The sequence below is a fragment of the Paenibacillus sp. YAF4_2 genome (genome assembly GCF_052113225.1).
In the GTDB taxonomy this organism is placed as follows: Bacteria; Bacillota; Bacilli; order Paenibacillales; family Paenibacillaceae; genus Pristimantibacillus.
In genome coordinates, this window is record NZ_JBFRCT010000002.1 from 349,292 (window position 1) to 369,121 (window position 19,830).

Genomic DNA, 19,830 nt, shown 5'->3' on the forward strand with positions numbered 1-19,830 from the left:
TTGCCGTAATGCGACTGCTTGGGTTATTATGTGACAAAAGGATATTTGTCATTCGACAAGTTGAAGGGAGCATGACCATTAATGATTACACATATTGTATTGTTTAAGCTGAAAGATAACAGTAAAGAAAGCGTCGAACGTTCGGCCCAAGTATTAAGAAATATGGAAGGCAAGATCGATGAACTGAAATCAATTGAGGTTGGACTTGATGTTATTCATTCGGCTCGCTCTTACGATATCGCTCTAATTACCAAATTCGAGTCACTAGAAGCGCTGGAAGCGTATCAAGTTCATCCGGTACATAAAGTAGTCATCGAGCATATGAACGAAGTGCGCGAAGCTTCTGTCGCGGTTGACTTCGTAAGCGAATAGCGGCAAGGGGAGCGCGGACAAGTTCATGGGAGACGTATTTGAGATTATGACCTATTTAATCGTGATTCTCATCAGCAGTGTTGTTATGGTGGCATGGTTAAAGAGAAAAGGGAAAAAGAAGAAAGCAAGGCTGAAAGCGGGCGAATAAAGCATGTATTATGTAAATCGAGAGCAAATTGAAGTAAGACTACAAGCCATTCCTGACATTGCATCAGCGCTGCAATCACTGGCGTCCAATTGGCAGGGCACATTACTTGAAGGACTGGCTCAAGAACGGGCTTTGCATCTTGCAATTGAAACAATTACAGATGTAGGCAGTTATTTAATTGACGGGTTTATATTGAGGGACGCAAGCAGCTATGAGGATATTGTCGAGATTACCGGTGAAGCAGGCGCTTTCCCAGCAGCAATGCAGCCGCTGCTAATAGAGCTTGTTAAGCTTCGTAAGCCGCTTGTACAAGACTATTACAGCTGGCCAAGAACGGAACTTCATGCGATGACTTGCGAGCTGCCTGATCAACTTCGTGAGTTTGGTCATTCTGTCGAACAGTATTTGGAACGCGAACTGTAGGTTTAATCCAATTTACGAAAAGAATGAAATACGTTACAATGACCCTAACAAAGCCTGCGAAGGTGGTTATGGGTTGATGCTTAATTTAGAAACGGAATCCCGCAGCGTTGAAGGTACCACACGGGGCCGAATATTGTTATTGCTGAAGACAAATGGCAGATTGAGCGCAGGACAGCTGTCCAGCGAGCTTGGTCTGACCGAGATGGCTGTTAGAAGGCATATGTATGCACTGGAGCGTGAAGGAAGCATCAGTGTCATTTCGGTTAAACAGGCCATGGGCCGGCCTATTCATACTTACGAGTTGACGATGCAAGCGGATGATCGTTTTCCGAAAAACTATAATTTGCTTGCGCTTGATTTACTGGAAGAGCTGGCGGAAGATCCGGAGACGGCAGGACTAATTACCCGCATGTTTGAAGGTCGTCAGAAGAAGCTGCTTGATCGGTATGAGCCAAGGATGACCGGCAAAAGCCTGGAGCAGAAAGTAGCAGAGCTGGAATTGATCCAGAATGCCGGCGGCTATATGGCAAAAGCAGAAGATAAGGCGAACGGCCAATACATTCTACATGAATATAACTGCCCGATTGCACAGGTGGCAGGCAAATATGAGCAAGCGTGCAGCTGCGAGCTGTCTTTATTTGAATCCTTGCTTCAAACGAAGGTAGAGCGGACGGAATGCCTTGCCAAGGGCGGGGGAAGATGCAGCTATACGATCGGAATAGAAAACAAAGCTAATGGTTGATTGTTGACCATTAGCTTTTTTATTTTGTTGTGCCCTCTTGTGTCAAGACAAGCCCATGCTGCTTATAATGGCAATACGAAATGGGCATTCGCCCGCTCGGGCCAAAAGGAGGGAATGGTCATGACGGTTATGGAATGGAGTGCGCTTATCGCTGCGATTTCTTTTGTAGGTCTTGCTGTTGGTTTACTGCTTGGCGTGTATTCGGCATTGGGCAGGTTGGCAAAGCTGCAGCTATCAATGAAAGAGACGCAGGCAGATATACGGCAAGTATCAAGCAAGATGGGAGCATTTGCGGATACGGCCGGGCAAACGGTCCAGACCGTTCATAATCAGCTGAAGCAGGCAGACCGGCTGTTCGAAGCAGTTGGTCAAATCGGTGATACGATTGGGCATACAACAAAGGCGATCAATCGTGTATCGGGCGTCCTTTCGCAATCAGCGGTGAAGCATGCTGAAAGTGCCGCGGCAGAGCGTCAAGCGAGCACCATGCTGGAATGGATGGAGCTTGGTATGAGCTTCTGGCAGCAATGGCAGACTAACCGTAAACGTTATGACCAGCCGGGCAACGGGCAGGACGAATAGTTCATCATATTGAAGGGAGCAATTAACATGGCAACTGGAAAACAAACAAAAGGATTTCTTTTTGGAGCATTGGCGGGAGGTATTATTGGATCTGTAACTGCATTATTGTTTGCGCCTAAAGCGGGCAAAGAACTGCGTCAGGATATTTCGGAAGGTGCAAGAAAAGTACAGGAGCAAACGGTTAGAGCAGCAGGTCAAGTGTCGGAGACGACTGTACGATTGGCCAAACATATTGGCAGCCAAGCAACTGAACTTGCTGATACAGCCAAAGCAGCAGCAGAAGCGGCAGTAACAAGTGTGAAGCAACGCCGGATTGAAGCAGCGGACGCTTTGGAAGAAGTGAAAGATGAAGTCGCAGAAGCTTTCGAAAATGCAACGGAAGTTGTGGAAGAAAAACAACTGCAAACCATTAATTAACAAGTTCACCAATGTATCGACGCCTGTTGCTGCATAATTCATTCACCCCTTTCGATTTCCTTGAACCTTGTCCAATATTGATATAAGATGTAGGTACGTTTTTGTGCCAAATCTCATATAGTATTGAAGCTTTAAGGTCATCTTTTACAACAAATGTTTAAGAAAGCGGTGTGTTTGTGCAGCAACCGATTGCGATACTAGACTCAGGCGTAGGCGGCTTAACCGTCGCTAGAGAGGTCATGCGCCAGCTGCCGCGTGAAAGAATCGTTTATTTTGGCGATACCGCCAGAGCTCCTTACGGTCCTCGGGATCCGGAGGAAGTGACTAAATTTACGCGTGAAATTGTAGATTATCTCACTCAATTTCGTCCAAAAATGATTGTTATAGCTTGTAATACGGCTACCGCTTTTGCTTTGGAAGACATCCGTGCAAGAGTTAATATTCCGGTTGTGGGTGTGATTAAACCTGGGGCCCGAGCAGCCATTGGCCGGACTCTTACCGGTTGTATTGGTGTTATAGGTACGGAAGGTACGATTAAAAGTGGTGCTTATGAGAACGCGTTGCGGGAAATCTCGCCGAATGTGCATGTGATCAGCGAAGCTTGCCCATTATTCGTTCCGCTCGTTGAGAGAGGGAAATTCCGGTCCTTCGAAACGTATGAAACGATCCGACTTTCAATAGGTCATCTCCGCCAATATCCCATGGATAGCCTTATATTAGGCTGTACACATTACCCGTTCCTTGCAGATGTGATCCAGGAAGTCATTGGCCCTAGCATTAATCTGATTAGTTCCGCGGATGAAACTGCCCGTGAGGTAAGTGCCATCTTACATGATAAAGGGAAGCTTGCCCGCGGCTATGAGCTGCCTGTTCACCAGTTCTCCTGTAGTGGGGATCCTCTCATATTCAAGTCAATAACCCAGCAATGGCTTGGGGAACAAATTGAGATGACGCCAGTCGTGTGGCAGGTGCCGCAGATCGGTTGAGTCTTTGTATAAAAGCTGTCCTGATTCGCCTGATTATGGCGAGGGGCAGCTTTTATTATTTTACATGCCTTGTGAGGCTCTTGTTGGAATGAGCTGCCGGACCCATGAATAGCATGATAAAGATTGCAGCATATGACCGGTAACTTAAGGGGGAAGCGGGGATGATCGACATTTCGAGCGGGCAATATGGTTATTCAAAATTGGTTGGGGAATGTGACAGACTGATGCAGGCTTTTCCGTTCCTTCGTGGCTATGTCATAGGACATAGTGTGCTTGGCAGACCAATTGTGGCCTTGAAATGTGGTGAAGGTTCAAGGCGTATTCATATGAACGCATCTTTCCATGCGAATGAATGGATTACAACTCCCTTACTCATGCGGTTTGTTGAAGAATGGGCGCAAGCCTGCAGTCAGGATGGTCAGCTGTTCGGGGAACAGGCATGTCAGTTATATCGCGAGACAGAAGTATGGATCGTCCCGATGGTTAATCCGGATGGTGTCCAGCTAGCGCTCGAAGGGATCAAACCTGAGCATCCTTATCGGCAGCAGCTGATACAATGGAATAATGGCTCCGAGCAGTTCGATCAATGGAAAGCGAATATACGAGGGGTTGATCTAAATGATCAATTCCCAGCCCATTGGGAAGAGGAGCGGCTGCGTAGAGGAATGGAAGGCCCCGGCCCTCGAGATTTTCCCGGTCCTTTCCCTTTAAGCGAGCCTGAAGCACAGGCGCTTGCCCGGCTAACTCAGACCATTCCATTCGACTCTGTTCTTGCTTTACATACTCAAGGTGAGGAGATTTATTGGAACTACCGTGAATATGAACCCGAACAGGCAGAGGTGCTCGCGGATAGGCTTGGCAAGGCGAGCGGCTATAAGCCGGTTAAGCTGTCAGGCAGCGATGCAGGCTATAAGGATTGGTTCATTCAGCGTTTCCGGCGGCCAGGCTTTACCGTTGAAGCGGGATTTGGTGTGAATCCGCTGCCTGTCGAGAAGTTCGAGGATATTTATGCGAAGGTTGGACCTTTGTTGAAGGAGTTTCTGGTGCTTCACCGTTAAACAGAGAAAGATGCTTCTGGGGCACACCTATGCTATAATTGTCGGCAAAAGTAATGAAGGTGGTGTGCCTCATGCGCAAATGGTTATCACTTCGGTATTGGAGAAATACTTTTGTCCGAATATATAAGCTGTTAATCGCAAGAGATGTCGCCATAATCGACAAACTGCTTTTTCTTGTGCCGGTTATCTTGTATTGGGTGCTGCCCGACGCACTTCCTTTTCTCCCGATTGATGATATTGCGGTGACGATGCTGCTCGCAGATTGGTTTGCCCGCAGAATGGAGAAGAAGTATAATAGACTGTAGGTAATGTTACCCATCGGCCGTACATTAAAAAGGAGTGTAAATCATGAATATCAAAATCACGCGAAGTGCCGCTAAAGTATTAAAATTAGAGCTGGACAAGCCTGAACATGAAGGCAAAAAGCTTCGTGTATACGTAACACATTCCCATGGTGATCATGCCCATTATGGATTGGCGATTGACGATCCTAATGAGAAGGACATCGTTGTATCGACTGACAAAGAGATTGATGTGATTCTGGAGAAGGATAATGATTTCCTTGATGGCGTTCGCATCGACTACTTCTACACACCAGAAGAAGGCTTTGCTGTAACAAACCCTTCCAAAGGCAACAACGGCGAACACTAATTGCAGGAATAGATACGATTGGAATGGAAAGACTCAACAGAGATGCTGAGTCTTTTTTTGAATATTATTCCTTAGGAAGTTGGTGTACCCGATGTCTCGCCATACTCGTTATTATTTTGCAGGGATTGCCTGTGTGATCTTGTATATTCTTGCTGCGGAGCTGATCTGGCTTCCCGCACCACTTCGATTATCTTCTGGCGGACTGTGGATCGATATGATCGACGAGCTTCTGTATGGTTTGGCGATTATTCCGCTATTGTGGGGGATTGGCGCAGCGCTTGGTGTTCGTAGGCTGTGGAACTCACGCAGCGGGAGCAGAAAATGGATGTTGTTAACCGTTCGGTGTATCCTTGTTGCAGTAAGTATCATTGGCTTTGTATTTGTGCTGGTGAAACCGGATGATTTGATTATCGAGCTTGTGGTACTCGGAATTGGACTGCTCATTGTGTTCGTTGACCTAATCTGGAGTGATGCCATATACAGAAGGGTTGCCAATAAGGGCACTAGGCTCAGATGGCCATGGCGAAGCTTGGCCTCGCTGATTGGAACAGTACTTCTTTTCTTATTATTTGCCTTTCCAACCTCGTATAATGTCACGTATCCAGGTCTTACGATGGCGATGAATCGTTATGCCCATGTGGATGGCGGGAAGCCTGAGGGCAGCATTAGCGGCGTTCTGGTGTTTGAACGAATTGCAGTGCCGGCCGATTGGTTATATAGCAAGCTGCTGCCCATGTACACCTTCGAACGACGTAGTAAGGATGAGCAACCGTTAACGGAGTCTTATACAGAAGTCGTTCAGATGAAGCAAGGGGCAAACGATGTAGCAGGTGCCATTGGGATGGGGAAGGCCGGCCTTGGGAAGGGAATCGAGCTGACTGGAGCCAGAGTGCTTGGTGTTGCAGAAGATGCTCCAGCGAAGTCATTTATTAAGGCTGGAGATATCATTGTGGCGCTTAATGGGCAGCAAGTTAACAGTATTGATGAGATGACGACTTATATGATTCATCATGTCACTCCTGGTGATGAAGTGAAAGTAACTTTACGCCGGGGAACAGATACATTAACGGTTGAATCGCCAACCCGTGAAGCAGAGGCGGTTGAGGACCTTCCAAAACGTGCGGTCTTTGGTATTGGGGTTGAAAACAATTGGCATGCGGATATTCCCCGCGAGATTGAGTACAGACACTATATCGCACATATAGGCGGCCCATCCCATGGTGCTATGCTTACATTGGCACTGATCGATCAATTGACCCCAGGCGGGGTGACGAACGGCGTACGGGTGGCTGGCACCGGTACAATCGAGCCGGATGGCTCTAYTGGTATGGTTGGCGGCATTCCACAGAAGGCATATGCGGTTAGCCGCACAGATGCCGATGTGTTTTTCGTGCCGGCGGAGGGACTTGCTGAAGCACGATCTGGCGCACCTAAGCTGAACATCGTGCCGGTAACGACGATCGATGAGGTGCTTGCCTGGCTGAAGGCGCATCCGCGGAAATAGGAAAAGGGGTTGTCCCACAGGTCATATAGACCAATTTGGGACAACCCCTTTGTTATGTCGCGGCGCTACTTGCCCGCGCCGTTGGTATTGGCGGCGATTGCTTCGCCGCCGTCCGCGCTTGCTTCTACAGCGGCTGCGCGGAAGGATGCAATCAAATCATGCTGCACGATTTGATCAGACATTGACAGCTCGGAGCGTGCGTCTTCGACCGCACCGAGGCATTTTCCTACATCGCCCAGCGCATTCGCTGCGATGTTCCAGCACTTGCCGTTCTCGGCGACCGCATCGCCGGAAGGCATGTAGTAGACGGTGCCGTCGGTGAAGGCGCCGTTACGCTGCACGACCAGCTTGCTCTGAGGCTGGCTCGTAATAAGCGGCTGACCAAGTAAGGTCATGTCAGCCGTAGAGATGCCAAGCAAGTGCAGAATCGTTGGCGTAACATCCAGCTGGCCGCCTACATTCGTATGCGTGCCGGCATATTTGCCGTCTGGCAGATGGACGATAAACGGTACTTGCTTCAAGATCATTTCCCGCTGCAGGTCGCTAAGCGGCTGCCCAAGGAATTTCTCGAACAAGCTCCAGTCCCGGATGGAATTATCGTGATCGCCGTACATGGCGACAATCGTATTGTCCCATAGTCCTTCTGCCTTCAACCGGTCAATAAAGATTCCTAGCGAAGCGTCGACGTAATGGATAGCCTGCAAATAATCACCCATAAGTGTACCGTCCAGGTCGCCAACATTAAGCTTTTTCTCCGAATCCGGCATCGTGAACGGATAATGGCTCGACAGGGTAATGAGGAACGAGTAGAACGGCTGCTGCTGCTGAGCGATAATATCGGAAGATTGCCGGAAGAACGAGGTGTCTCCAAGCGACCAGCCAACAGGCTCGTCGATCTGGTAGTTCTTTTTACTATAGAACGTATCGTAGCCTATATTGGCGTACATCGTATTCCGGTTCCAGAAGCCACCTTCATACGCATGGAATGCAGCAGTCGTGTAGCCGTTATTTTTAAGCGTGTCCGGCATACAGTTGTACTGATGGTTCGCGTATTGAATAAATACGGAACCACTCATCATCGGCTGCAGAGAGCAGTTGCTTAGGAAGTCCGCATCCGAGGTTCGGCCTTGAGCCGTCTGATGATAAAACTGGCTGAAATAAGCACTTTCCTTCACCAGCTTATTTAGATTTGGTGTGATTTCCTGACCCCCAATCGATTTGCCGATCATGAAGTTTTGGAAAGCTTCCATTTGCACCATAATCACATTGCTACCTTTGTATTCCCCAAACGTCGGGTCGGATTCAAGCGATTGGCGGTTGTCACCGCGAGCTTGTGTCCAGACAAGTGCTTCCGCCGTTTCCTCAGCCGAAGCCTGCTCGGAATCGATCCAATGCAGCTTCGCGTACCGGTAAACATCATAGCCGTGGAAGCCGACAATCCCAGTTACGTTATAGAGCGATACATTCCACCAGTTCCCATCGAAGAGGCCTAGTGCCCAAGTCTTTTTGGCTTCATTAACGTTGCCGATGGACATCGTCATTCCGATTGCGAAGATCGCTGCGCTTACCGTTACTCGAATAACGATTTTTCGCCAGATCGTAGGGCGCTTGGAGGAGTATCCAAATTCATGCGTATCCCGGCGAAGATCAGACCGGCCTTTGAAAATCACATAGACTGCAAACGGAATAATAAGCAGCCAATCAATGGCAAGCAGAAAATCTTTCGCATGGATCAGAGTACCGATGCTTTCACCAAGCGAATCCACCTGATTCGCCTGAAGAAGCACAGGGACCGAGATGAAATCCTGGAAATACCGGTAGTAGATCAAATCGGCATACATGATGAACGATAGCAAGATATCCAGCACAATTAAGGCAATGATTCGGCCGCGTGCAGGCAGCCAGAACGTCCAGAACGTGACGAGAGCTAGCGTACCTATCGCTACGACAGTGTCGAAGCCATCCATATCCATATTCGGGACATGGACTAATCGGTTGAACCAGAGCTGCTTCAACAACATAACAACAAAAAAGAGTAAAACGTCGACGCCCTTCAAGCGGTTCAACCATTCCAGCGTTGAACGTACAAGACGGCGTGCGGCGGTATGTTCGGTATAGCTTAACATATATAGTATAAATCCTTTCCGTTATTTCCGTGGAGGCAATGGACCAAAGAACTGATAGTAGGTACATTCGATACGTCCGTTGAACAACTTCCGTTTTTTATCCGCTGGCTTGCCAAAATAATGCTCCATACTCTTCGAAGGGGTAATGGAGAAGAATGACCATGTTGGCAGATACAGAGCAGATCGGCCGAATTGCATCATCGCCATTTCCGCATCCTTGTCATCGCCAAGCCGTTCGCCGTATGGCGGGTTTGTAATGATTACGCCATAGTCGCCTTCTGGCTTCATCTTAGCAACAGGCTGTACTTTTAGTTTAATATCTTTGGCGAAGCCTGCTTTCTTCACGGCAGCTTCAGCGATTTCAATCGCGTGTGGATCAATATCGGAACCAGCAATTTGGAGCGGGATATCGTCCTTTACAAGGTCAAAGGCTTCCTCGCGTGCTTTGTCCCACAGCTCATGAGGAACAAGCGGCCAGCCTTCCGCGTTGAATGAGCGGCGCAGCCCAGGTGCAATGTTCCATGCCATCATTGCAGCTTCAATTAGAATAGTGCCTGAGCCGACGAACGGATCATACAATGGTCGCTCAGGAGTCCAGCGGCTGAGATCAACGAGCGCGGCAGCCATTGTCTCACGGATTGGCGCTTCTGTTGATACTTTACGGTATCCACGCTGATGCAGGCCAATACCGGTCGTATCCAGCGTGACCATAGCCATATCATTCATCAGCGTCACTTCAATGACATAGACGCCGCCGTCTTCATGGAACCACTCAGTACCATAGCGTTCCTTCATTTTTTCAACTACGGCTTTTTTCACGACACTTTGGCAGGCAGGAACACTTGTTAGTTGGGACTTCTGGGAGCGTCCGTTGACAGGGAACTCGCCATCCTCCGGAATCCATTCCGGCCAATCAAGCGCTTTTGTTCCTTGGAAGAGTTCTTCAAAAGTAGTGGCTGGGAACTCGCCCATATTTACAAGGATGCGTCCTGCAGAACGAAGCCACAGGTTCGTGCGGCAAATATCAATCGGCTGTCCGGTGAAACGGACGCGTCCGTTCTCCACCTGGAGGTCTGTATAGCCGAGATTTTTCAGCTCGCGAGCAACAACCGCCTCCAGCCCCATCGGCGCGGTTGCGATCAGATTAATTGTCGTCATTATTTGTATTCTCCCCTTACCTGTGAAAACTTGAGTTGTATCCACACGGTCAAAATCATACAATCAAGTATAGGACAAACAGGGTAGCTTTTACAAATTGTAAAAATAGAGAGGTTGCGAGAAAATTGACAGATGAGCAATATGTAGACGGACTGTATGGCGAGGATGAGCAGCTGGTCCATACAAAAAAAGGAATTGCCGACCGCGGTATGCCCGATATCTCAATAGCAGACGGGTACGGCAGATTGCTTACAATGCTGGCAACAATGTCAGGGGCAAAGACCGCGCTGGAAATCGGTGCGCTTGGCGGCTACAGCGGGATTTGTATCGCACGAGGGCTGGCAAGCGGCGGTCTTCTTACTTCATTAGAATTGAAGGCTGAGTATGCGGAGGTTGCGAAGACGCATATGACAGAAGCGGGTTTTGGTGACTCCGTTGAATATATAGTTGGCGATGCACGTGAGAGCCTAGTGACTCTGAGAGAAGAGGGAAGAAAATTTGACTTCTTCTTTATTGATGCTGACAAAGAAGGGTACCCGGTCTATCTGGAGCATGCGATCGTACTCTCCAATTCAGGAGCGATTATTATTGGCGATAATATCCTGCTGCGAGGCCGCACGACTGACCCTGCAAAGGAAGGACCATCGGTTAAAGCGGTTCGCAGCTTTAACGAGCAGATTGCAAGCGATAAGCGCCTGATGAGCACAGTGCTTCCTGGATATGATGGTCTTGCTATTGCGATTGTGAAGTAAATAGAAGTTAGGGAAGGGCAGACGATGCTGAGCATCGTCTGCCCTTTTTTCTGTTTTATGTGATTTAGTTTTAAAATTTTGCTCGCGTTTGCACCTGTATTTATTGGTTCGCGTTGCTTCTTCCCAATCGATTCGGTATGGCTCCATCTGTGGGGAGCGCTTGTGGTAGGTCTACCTAGCCTTATTCCTTCATTTATAATGGCCTGTCTATTTGGCAGTATTGTAGGCAGCAAACTAATAGATTTCTATCTTTCAAATCTGATGTAGTGGGATGTGATGAACATTGGTCGACAGCAATAAGCGTGTTAGTCTGTTAAGCGCGTCCGTAAGAAACTTGACGAATATATTTTATATTTTTCCTTTCGGCCAAGCTATTCGGGATAACAAGCCCAGGCATTAACTTACTCCCTGAGAAGGTAAGAAAAACAAAAGGAGTGTCTGCTCAAAATACTTAAGTGCAGTCAAATGCAGATCCTCAAGCGGTTGTACAATGCATCAATGACCAAAAGCAGAATGTGGTAAAAGTTCAGATCTAACGGCACTATCGACTTATCTAAGAAGTCTGCATGCGATGTCTTTTACAGGAGCAGTACAGCTGCAGTCTTTTGCTGATAATAATGGATTGTGATATGCCAGTTGCGAGCTTCAATGGAAGGCCTCTGACACTTCGGAAAAACAAGGCGTGACGGGAAGGAAAGACAACAATGGATAATACGAAGAACCGTTCGCTGGGACTTTTTGTTATAATGCTGCGGTCTTTTATTTGTATTAGGAAGTTTCATCGGGTCTTCATGCAGGAAAAGTTCGATTGTCATACTATTGTCATAGGAAGCAAAGGGAGAACGGTTGTTAGGGGTAACGAAAACGGGCATAATGGAAATTAGTGAAAAAATACAGAAAAGAGGAACGGCATAATGAGCTATAACGACCGTTTCATTCGGGCATGCCGGAAGGAACTTGTAGACCGTGTACCCGTATGGTATATGCGTCAAGCAGGACGTTATGATCCTGAATATCGCAAAATTAAAGAGAAATATTCACTCCTTGAAATTTGCAAGCAGCCTGAGCTTGCGGCAGAAGTAACGATGATGCCAGTACGAAAGCTAGGCGTAGATGCGGCTATTTTATATTCTGATATTATGAATCCAGTTGCTTCAATTGGTATCGATTTTGATATTGTTGCTAATATTGGACCTGTCATTGCGAATCCGATTCGGACAGCAGCTGATGTTGAGCGATTAAAGCCAATTGATGTAGAGGGTGATCTTGGTCATGTGCTGGAGACGATCCGGATCTTGGACAAAGAGCTTGAAGTTCCACTTATTACGTTCGCTGGAGCGCCGTTTACGATTGCCAGCTACCTGATTGAAGGCAAGCCTTCGAAAAACTACCTGCGTACCAAAGCATTGATGTACAGCGAACCAAAAGTATGGTTCAGTCTTATGGACAAGCTTGGTGATATGGTTATCGCTTATTTGCGTGCCCATATGGCTAACGGAGGTAAGGCATTCCAGCTGTTTGACAGCTGGGTAGGAGCGCTAACTCCTGCTGACTTCCGCCAATTTGTTTTGCCGACGATTGAGAGAATTTTCGCAGAGCTGTCGGATTTGCCGCAGCCGAAAATTTATTTCCCTGGCGTAAGCTCAGGAGAATTGCTTCCTGAACTTCACAATCTGCAGGCAAATGTAATTGGACTTGATTGGCGTGTATCCATTCCGGAAGGCCGTCGCCGTCTTGGCGGTAAGTATGCAGTACAAGGCAACTTGGATCCGGTCATCTTGACAGCACCAATGAGTGTGATTGAATCGTACGCGGCTGAAATTATTGATCAAGGTATTGAACAGTCTGGATTCATATTTAACCTGGGTCATGGCTTGTTCCCGGAAGCATCAATAGAGAAATTAACAGAATTAACGGCATTCATTCACTCCTATTCGGAGAAAGCTATTGCAGCGCGAGAGGGGAAAGAAACGAGCCATGTCTGATATCCATAAAAAGATTGGTGTCCTTGTCATGTCATATGGCACACCACAAAGCCTTGATGATGTTGAAACCTACTATACTCATATCCGCCGCGGCCATGCGCCAACACCGGAGCAGTTGAAAGAGCTGACAGACCGCTATGAAGCGATTGTTGGCGGCGTGTTCCCGCTGCGCGAGAATACGAACGGGCAAGTGGCAGGCTTGCAGGATAAGCTGGAGCAGCTTGCACCTGGTCAATATGTTTGCTATCAGGGCCTCAAGCATGCGGTTCCTTATATCGAAGACGGTGTGGAGCAAATGGCCCGAGACGGTATTAAAGAAGCAGTAGGTATTGTACTTGCGCCTCATTATTCGGTAATGAGCGTAGGCTCGTATATCAAACGTGCGCAGGAAAAAGCAGATGAGCTTGGCATTAAGATGTCGTTCGTTAAAGAATATCATCTCCATCCAAAGCTGCTTCAAGCACTTAGTGAACGCGTAACAGACGGCTTGAGACGTCTTGCGCAATCTTCTGGTGATGCTAAACCTGTTAAAGTATTGTTCAGCGCACATAGCCTTCCGGAGAAAATCCGCGAAATGGGCGATCCGTACGAACAGCAGCTGTTGGAAACATCGGCAGCGGTAGCGAAGCTGTCCAATGTGGATGAGTCGACTTGGCAGTTTACTTGGCAAAGCGCTGGCCGTACAAGAGAGCCTTGGCTTGGTCCAGACATTTTGGATACGCTGAAGACACTTGCCGAGGAAGGCGTTAAGGCAGTTCTTGTTGCACCTGTTGGATTTGTATCTGATCATCTCGAAGTGCTGTATGACCTGGATCTTGAAGCAAAGCAGGCGGCGAGAGAGATCGGGATTACCTTGGAACGTATTACGATGTTGAATAAAGACCCACTCTATATGGAAACGTTAGCGGAATCGGTGATGAATGCCGGTTCTTTGGAATAGTGAAAGGATGAAGAACATGCGGAGAATCGGAATGATTGATCGAATTGTCGTAATCGGCGGGGGGATCAGCGGACTGAGCTCCGCTTTTTATTTGCAGCGGGAAGCGGAGCGGCAAGGGAAAAAGGTGCAGATAACGATCGTAGATGGAGCACCCGTCCTTGGTGGAAAAATAAATACGCTGCAGCGTGACGGTTTCGTCATTGAGCGGGGGCCGGATTCATTTTTGTCGCGCAAGCTGCCTATCATTGAATTGGCAAGAGAACTAGGCATCGAGAATGAACTGACCGCGCAAAACGTAAACGGAAAAACCTCTTATATTATGCGTGATGGAAAGCTGCATCCGATGCCAAAGGGCATGGTTCTTGGGATTCCAACGAATCTGGATACGTTTATGCAGACGACTTTATTATCGGATGAAGGCAAAGAGCGGTCATTACAAGATCTTGAGATGCCAAGTGAAGCGCCCGAAGGTGATGAGTCGCTAGGCGATTTCTTGTCACGCCGGATTGGGCCAGAGATTGTGAAGCATATTTCGGAGCCGCTGCTCGCAGGTATATATGCAGGTGATCTGAGTAAGCTCAGTATTCAAGCGACATTCCCACAATTTGCAGAAGCAGAACGGAAATACGGAAGTCTGATTCGCGGCACTCAGGTGCAGCAGCAGAACAAAGCACCTCAGCAGTCTCCTGATTATTTGCCGGAAGAGATTAAGAGCAGTGTCTTCTTAAGCTTCAAAGAAGGGTTATCGACAATGGTAGAAGCCCTTGACCAGGCTTTGCAAAGCGTTGAACGCCGGATGGGCGAAGAGGTTGTTGAGATCAAGCCGCTGGATGATGAGGATGCTTCCGCACGATACGAAGTTGTCTTGGCATCAGGAGAGGTTATACCAGCCGACCATATTCTCGTAACTGTACCGGCTTTTCGTACAGCGGACATGCTTGAGCCATTAGTAGATGTATCTGAGCTTCGAGCCATTAACTATGTATCGGTTGCAAATGTCGTAATGGCTTTTGAAAAATCGACCTTTAACGCTACTTTTGATGGATCAGGGTTCCTCGTACCACGCGCGGAAGGGCTTCGAATTACAGCCTGCACATGGACGTCGAACAAATGGCTTCACACGAGCCCGGACGATAAAGTGCTGCTCAGATGTTATGTTGGCCGATCAGGCGAAGAGGAGTCTGCGAAACTTCCGGACGAGGAATTAAAGCAGGCTGTCCTTGAAGATATTCAAAAGGTGCTTGGTATTAATCCGGTGCCGATTTTTACGGAAATTACACGTCTGCCGCGCTCGATGCCGCAATATCCTGTAGGGCATCTGGAAAATACGGTCACGTTCAGAGAACGGCTGTCCGAGCAGCTGCCTGGCGTCTTTGTAACAGGTGCGGCTTTCGGCGGAGTTGGTCTGCCGGATTGTATTAAATCGGGGAAGGAAACGGCCTCTGCGATTCTAGCAACTCTATGAAACTTTCGCAATATGCCATTAACCTTGCTATAATGGAAGCGACTACTTAAAAAGAATTGCGAAGCAATTCTTGCTTCGTAAGCATGAAAAGGAGCCGATCCATGTACGCATCCCGTACGGAAGCACATCAGCATGAAAAACGAAGACGCAAGAAGAAATTCCGCCTTCTATTAACCGTGAATTTGATGATCATTGGCCTTATTATCGTAGCGGCTGCGGTTTGGGCCTCCATGCAGGACGGTGGCATCTTCAATAAGGATAACAAGCAGCCAACGCAGAATACGGCAGCTGTTGATGATCCAGATGCTACCCAGCCTGCAGCGGAAGAAGATCCTGTAGTTAGCACGGATCCTGTGGAGTCCTCCTCTGCGCCAGATGACAGCAGCGCCGATGGAACAGCTAATGAAGGTACCAAGAGCCAGGATGACAGCCAAGGCAGTCAGTCTGATCAAGCGGCTACTCCTAACGGAGGCAGTACTTCGAGCGGCAGCGCAGCAGGCGATACCGTCAGTCTGGCGTTTGTAGGGGATATTTTGCTGGCGGAAAGTGTTGGCGACATGATGAAGCAGAATGGAGACGATTACCCGTACCGGGAAGCGTTATTCCATCTGAGTGAACCTGATCTGACTGCTGCTAATCTGGAATACCCGGTTACTGACCGAGGAGTTCCAGCAGAGAACAAGCAATTTGTATTTAAAGGTGATGCAGGAGCGCTGCCCGCACTAAAAGACGCAGGCTTTGATGTTGTCACGCTGGCTAATAACCATACGCTGGACCAAGGTGTTGAGGGATTGCTTGATACGATGGATCATCTCGATAGTGCAGGGATTAATCATGTCGGAGCAGGCAATAACGATACGGAAGCTTTTGCGCCGGTTATTAAAGAGGCACAGGGCATTAAGGTTGCCTACATCGGAGTAAGCCGTGTCGTTCCAATAGGCTCATGGAAAGCAGAGAAGGATCGCGCAGGCGTAGCCGAATCCTATGATACAACAAGGGCGAAGGCAGCAATTAAGAAAGCGAAAGAAAAAGCTGACATAGTCGTTGTGATGGTTCATTGGGGGATCGAGAAGGCAGATTTACCGGAGGAGTATCAGCGGGATTTTGCACGGCAATATATTGATTCGGGCGCAGATCTTGTGATCGGCAGCCATCCCCATGTTCTACAAGGTTTTGAAAAGTACAAAGGCAAGTGGATTGCATACAGCTTAGGCAATTTTATTTTTAGCGCTTATCCAAAAGGAAAACAAGCAGATACTGGTGTACTTAATGCCGTGTGTACAAAAGCCGGCGATTGCGACTTGAAATTAGATGGAATGACAAATAATCTTGCACAGCCTAAGCCACTTGAAGCAGAGTCGGCAAAAGCGCTGTTTGACCGTTTAAGTACGATCTCCTTTGGAGTGAAGCTGCGAGCGGATGGTACGGTTGTACCGAAATAACGAAGGCGAAAGGATGGTCAGCACCTTATGAGAAACTCATGTGTCGCGCATCGGGGATGGTCCGGACGTGCACCAGAGAATACACTCGCTGCTATTCAAATGGCTATTGATGAGCCGGATGTAGAGTGGGTTGAACTCGATGTGCAGCTGTCAAAGGACAATATCCCAGTCGTCATTCATGATTACAAGCTGAGACGGACAACAAATGGTAGAGGCGAAGTGAAAAGTTTTACAGCAGCGGAGCTGTCTGCGCTGGATGCAGGAAGCTGGTTCTCGCCTATGTTTAAGGACGAAGGCGTTCCGCTCCTCAGCCAAGTGCTTGAGCTGGCATCCGGACGCATCAAGCTTAATATTGAGCTGAAGACGGATGGCATTCGATATCCGAAACTTGAGGATCATGTCATTAAGCTTGTTCAAGACTATGGTCTTGAAGACTGTGTGGTATTAACGTCATTTCATGCTGGAACACTGTTTAATGCCAATAAGCTGACCGGCGGAAGCATTCGGACGGGTCTCATCCTGGATGGCTGGAGGAATACGCTGCCTCTGGAGCTGAAGCAGTTGGGAACAGAATTCCTGTCTATTGAACACGGCAGACTGAATTCATCTCGTATGGAACTGTTGAAGCAATCGGGGATTCAAGTAATGGCTTGGACACCAAACGATGAGCGTACAATCCGCAAGCTCATTTCGATTGATCCCGACCTAATGATCTGTACCAATTATCCGGATCGCTGGCAGAAGGCTATGGTTCAGATTGGGGTTCGGTAGTAAGCGGAGAGCTTTGCTTTTAGAATGAAGAGAGGCTTACATAGGGTTGATGGATGTTATAAGGCGTGGAAATTGCAGAGCTGTAAGCGGATAAGGGTCTTGCAGGGATGAAACTAGTGTCATGAGATAGAAGTTATTACCGTTCAAGAGTGCTGAGGAGCGTAGAACATGGTTGGATGGATAGATGAATGGTGGCTTAGACTGCTTGCTGGACTTGTTGGAAGTGGTCTTATTGCTGCCGCGGCTTATCGGACACGCTCGTTATCAGGCTCAGGGGCTCTGTCTGCTATGATTATGGGGACCGGTTTCGTAACATTTGGTGAGCCGGTATGGTTTGGCTGCCTCATAGCCTTCTTTATCTCTTCGACAGTGTGGTCGAAATGGAAGAAACGCCATAGAGCAAAGGCTGCCGCAGAGGCCAATTACGAGAAGACTGGCAGGCGTGATGCCGGTCAAGTATGGGCTAATGGCGGCATTGGTCTCCTGCTTTGCATCGGGAATGCAATACAGCCCGATGCAGCATGGCTCTTTGCTTATATCGGCGTAATGGCCGCCGTAAATGCAGATACATGGGCCACCGAGATCGGGGCCCTAAGCCGTACCGCGCCGCGATCGATTACGAGCGGCAAGCGGGTAGCTCCGGGCACGAGCGGCGCGATTACGCCGCTCGGCACGCTTGCAGCGCTGGCTGGCGCCGCCTTCATCGGCGGCGCCAGTGCAGCGCTGCTGGCGCTCCCGCAGCAGGCTGATGCCGCTGCGGGCAGCGCCCCTGGCGGTGCGGCGGCGGTAGTCATCGCCGCAGCTGCCGCTGGCCTGGCCGGCTGCTTCGCCGACTCGCTGCTCGGCGCCACCGGCCAGGCCATGTACCGCTGCCGGGTATGCGGCAGCGAGACCGAGCGCGCTGCCCATTGCGGGGCGGCAGCGGAGCGTGTGCGCGGCTTAGCCGCGCTGAACAACGACAGGGTGAACCTCCTGTCGTCGCTCTTCGCTGGCCTGCTTGGCTGGGCCATCAGCACCTTGTTTTAGACCAATACCCCTCCAAGAATTAGCCTGCAAACAACAGGGCTAGAACCTGGAAGGGGTATTTTTTTGAGTCAAAATTTTGATGGATAAGGAGATGGATATATGAACAGCAAGGAGCGTTTCTCAGATCGGGTAGATCAATATGTCAAATATCGTCCAAGTTATTCGAAAGAGGTTATCGACTACCTTTACGAGACAATAGGCTTCCGTGAGGAATCGGTCATTGCCGATCTAGGAGCAGGGACGGGTAAATTCACTAAGCTGTTGCTCGAACGGGGGAGTCAGGTCATAGCCGTTGAGCCAAATGCCGACATGAGGCAGGCTGCTGTCGATCAACTCAGCGTGTATCCAAGCTTCCATGCAGCTACAGGTTCTGCCGAGGAGACTGGTCTATCAGCTAATTCGGTTGATTTTATCGTTTGCGCGCAGTCCTTCCATTGGTTTGACCGTACGGCGGCGCAAGCCGAATTCAGACGTATATTGAAGCCAGGCGGCAAAGCGGTTCTTATATGGAACTCACGTTTAACAACCGGTTCACCTTTCCTTGAGGGTTATGACCGGCTGCTCCGAACTTACGGCATCGATTACGAGAAAGTAGGACACAAAAATATTTCCCAGGATATATTAACTCCATTTTTTAAGGATGGAGGACTACATAAAGCAACCTTCCCTTTGATCCAGCCACTCAACTTCGAACAATTAAGCGGACGTATGCTATCATCCTCCTATGTGCCATTGCCAGGACATCCAAACTTCGAGCCATTAATGGAGGAGCTCCGCCAACTATTCTACGCTACCCAAGAAAATGGCCTGGTTTCTTTCGATTACGAGACCGAGATTTACTACGGCGAAGTTTAGTTTTATAAAAATCCCCCTTAAGGATGCCAGCATCCTCAAGGGGGATTTTTCGTTTACGATATACCATATCGTCAAGCCCAGCTGAACCTCGAAATCTACAGTTTTAAAGATCCCACACATCGTAAAGCTGCCTCAATAATCCTTAAAACTCCAAAAAAGACCAATAAACCAGCATTTTAACGATACGCCATATCGTATATCTTACAAAAACCATTAAATGATCGTTCTTAACGATGCCGCACATCGTATAGATATCCAGTGCGACTCAACAAACTCCATCCGCATAAGCACTATTCTAGGGAGGATGATGTTATGAAACACAAATCCCATGAAAAATCCGATACAGCTTCATTTATTTTCGAAGTTTTCTTCGAGCTGTTGGTTTATGCCCCTCGATTATTATTCCGTCTAGTCAGATGGATAATTG

Annotated in this window: 21 protein-coding genes; 19 read left to right on the forward strand and 2 right to left on the reverse strand. The window is 48.4% G+C overall.

The features are described 5' to 3' along the window. Positions 1 to 81 precede the first annotated feature (81 nt). The 11 genes from AB4Y93_RS05585 (at position 82) to AB4Y93_RS05635 (ending at position 6,883) form a co-directional block, all read left to right on the forward strand. A complete protein-coding gene (locus tag AB4Y93_RS05585; protein WP_441889813.1) occupies positions 82 to 372 on the forward strand; it encodes a Dabb family protein in 291 nt (96 codons plus the stop codon). Between the two features lie 25 nt (positions 373 to 397). After that, entirely contained in the window at positions 398 to 520 is a 123-nt protein-coding gene (locus AB4Y93_RS05590) for a hypothetical protein (protein ID WP_279590370.1), read from the forward strand. Between the two features lie 3 nt (positions 521 to 523). Continuing rightward, positions 524 to 943, forward strand: coding sequence for a DUF86 domain-containing protein (locus AB4Y93_RS05595; protein WP_441889815.1), 420 nt, complete (start codon positions 524 to 526; stop codon positions 941 to 943). A gap of 76 nt (positions 944 to 1,019) precedes the next feature. After that, positions 1,020 to 1,685: a helix-turn-helix transcriptional regulator gene (locus AB4Y93_RS05600; protein ID WP_441889817.1), complete on the forward strand. Its 666-nt coding sequence runs from the start codon at positions 1,020 to 1,022 to the stop codon at positions 1,683 to 1,685. A 120-nt stretch (positions 1,686 to 1,805) separates the two neighbouring features. Then, positions 1,806 to 2,267, forward strand: a complete 462-nt coding sequence (locus AB4Y93_RS05605; RefSeq protein WP_441889819.1) for a DUF948 domain-containing protein — start codon at positions 1,806 to 1,808, stop codon at positions 2,265 to 2,267. 27 nt (positions 2,268 to 2,294) lie between these two features. After that, positions 2,295 to 2,684 carry a YtxH domain-containing protein gene (locus tag AB4Y93_RS05610; RefSeq protein WP_441889821.1) on the forward strand — a complete coding sequence of 130 codons (390 nt, stop codon included), beginning with the start codon at positions 2,295 to 2,297 and terminating at the stop codon, positions 2,682 to 2,684. Positions 2,685 to 2,860: 176 nt separating this feature from the next. Beyond that, positions 2,861 to 3,670, forward strand: a complete 810-nt coding sequence (gene racE, locus AB4Y93_RS05615; protein WP_441889823.1) for a glutamate racemase — start codon at positions 2,861 to 2,863, stop codon at positions 3,668 to 3,670. A gap of 161 nt (positions 3,671 to 3,831) precedes the next feature. Further along, on the forward strand, positions 3,832 to 4,728 hold the full coding sequence (locus tag AB4Y93_RS05620) for a M14 family metallopeptidase (protein WP_441889825.1): 897 nt from the start codon (positions 3,832 to 3,834) through the stop codon (positions 4,726 to 4,728). 71 nt (positions 4,729 to 4,799) lie between these two features. Then, a complete protein-coding gene (locus tag AB4Y93_RS05625) occupies positions 4,800 to 5,033 on the forward strand; it encodes a hypothetical protein (RefSeq protein ID WP_441889827.1) in 234 nt (77 codons plus the stop codon). Between the two features lie 43 nt (positions 5,034 to 5,076). Beyond that, the gene (locus AB4Y93_RS05630; RefSeq protein WP_167280007.1) at positions 5,077 to 5,379 is read left to right on the forward strand and encodes an iron-sulfur cluster assembly accessory protein; all 303 of its coding nucleotides are present in this window, start codon (positions 5,077 to 5,079) and stop codon (positions 5,377 to 5,379) included. A gap of 91 nt (positions 5,380 to 5,470) precedes the next feature. Then, on the forward strand, positions 5,471 to 6,883 hold the full coding sequence (locus AB4Y93_RS05635) for a PDZ domain-containing protein (RefSeq protein WP_441889829.1): 1,413 nt from the start codon (positions 5,471 to 5,473) through the stop codon (positions 6,881 to 6,883). Positions 6,884 to 6,948: 65 nt separating this feature from the next. Here the strand turns inward: AB4Y93_RS05635 and AB4Y93_RS05640 are convergent, their stop codons facing one another. Beyond that, complete coding sequence (locus AB4Y93_RS05640; RefSeq protein ID WP_441889831.1) at positions 6,949 to 9,009, reverse strand: LTA synthase family protein; 2,061 nt, start codon at positions 9,007 to 9,009, stop codon at positions 6,949 to 6,951. A gap of 21 nt (positions 9,010 to 9,030) precedes the next feature. Further along, the gene (locus tag AB4Y93_RS05645) at positions 9,031 to 10,167 is read right to left on the reverse strand and encodes a THUMP domain-containing class I SAM-dependent RNA methyltransferase (protein WP_441889833.1); all 1,137 of its coding nucleotides are present in this window, start codon (positions 10,165 to 10,167) and stop codon (positions 9,031 to 9,033) included. Between the two features lie 125 nt (positions 10,168 to 10,292). Here AB4Y93_RS05645 and AB4Y93_RS05650 point away from each other — a divergent pair, with 125 nt between their 5' ends. The 8 genes from AB4Y93_RS05650 to AB4Y93_RS05685 all read left to right on the forward strand — a co-directional run bounded on the left by AB4Y93_RS05650 (position 10,293) and on the right by AB4Y93_RS05685 (position 19,403). Next, positions 10,293 to 10,919 carry an O-methyltransferase gene (locus AB4Y93_RS05650; protein ID WP_441889835.1) on the forward strand — a complete coding sequence of 209 codons (627 nt, stop codon included), beginning with the start codon at positions 10,293 to 10,295 and terminating at the stop codon, positions 10,917 to 10,919. 914 nt (positions 10,920 to 11,833) lie between these two features. Next, a complete protein-coding gene (gene hemE / locus AB4Y93_RS05655) occupies positions 11,834 to 12,904 on the forward strand; it encodes a uroporphyrinogen decarboxylase (protein WP_441889837.1) in 1,071 nt (356 codons plus the stop codon). Next, positions 12,897 to 13,844, forward strand: coding sequence for a ferrochelatase (hemH, locus tag AB4Y93_RS05660; RefSeq protein WP_441889839.1), 948 nt, complete (start codon positions 12,897 to 12,899; stop codon positions 13,842 to 13,844). The genes hemE and hemH overlap by 8 nt, the downstream gene beginning before the upstream one ends. Before the next feature lie 16 nt (positions 13,845 to 13,860). Continuing rightward, positions 13,861 to 15,309, forward strand: coding sequence for a protoporphyrinogen oxidase (hemG, locus tag AB4Y93_RS05665; RefSeq protein ID WP_441889841.1), 1,449 nt, complete (start codon positions 13,861 to 13,863; stop codon positions 15,307 to 15,309). Positions 15,310 to 15,410: 101 nt separating this feature from the next. Continuing rightward, positions 15,411 to 16,751 carry a CapA family protein gene (locus AB4Y93_RS05670; RefSeq protein ID WP_441889843.1) on the forward strand — a complete coding sequence of 447 codons (1,341 nt, stop codon included), beginning with the start codon at positions 15,411 to 15,413 and terminating at the stop codon, positions 16,749 to 16,751. Between the two features lie 27 nt (positions 16,752 to 16,778). Then, positions 16,779 to 17,522 (forward strand): glycerophosphodiester phosphodiesterase, encoded by a 744-nt coding sequence (locus AB4Y93_RS05675; RefSeq protein WP_441889845.1) that lies wholly within the window; start codon positions 16,779 to 16,781, stop codon positions 17,520 to 17,522. A 168-nt stretch (positions 17,523 to 17,690) separates the two neighbouring features. After that, positions 17,691 to 18,548, forward strand: coding sequence for a DUF92 domain-containing protein (locus AB4Y93_RS05680; protein WP_441889847.1), 858 nt, complete (start codon positions 17,691 to 17,693; stop codon positions 18,546 to 18,548). A 99-nt stretch (positions 18,549 to 18,647) separates the two neighbouring features. Further along, positions 18,648 to 19,403 (forward strand): class I SAM-dependent methyltransferase, encoded by a 756-nt coding sequence (locus AB4Y93_RS05685; RefSeq protein WP_441889849.1) that lies wholly within the window; start codon positions 18,648 to 18,650, stop codon positions 19,401 to 19,403. Positions 19,404 to 19,830 lie beyond the last annotated feature (427 nt).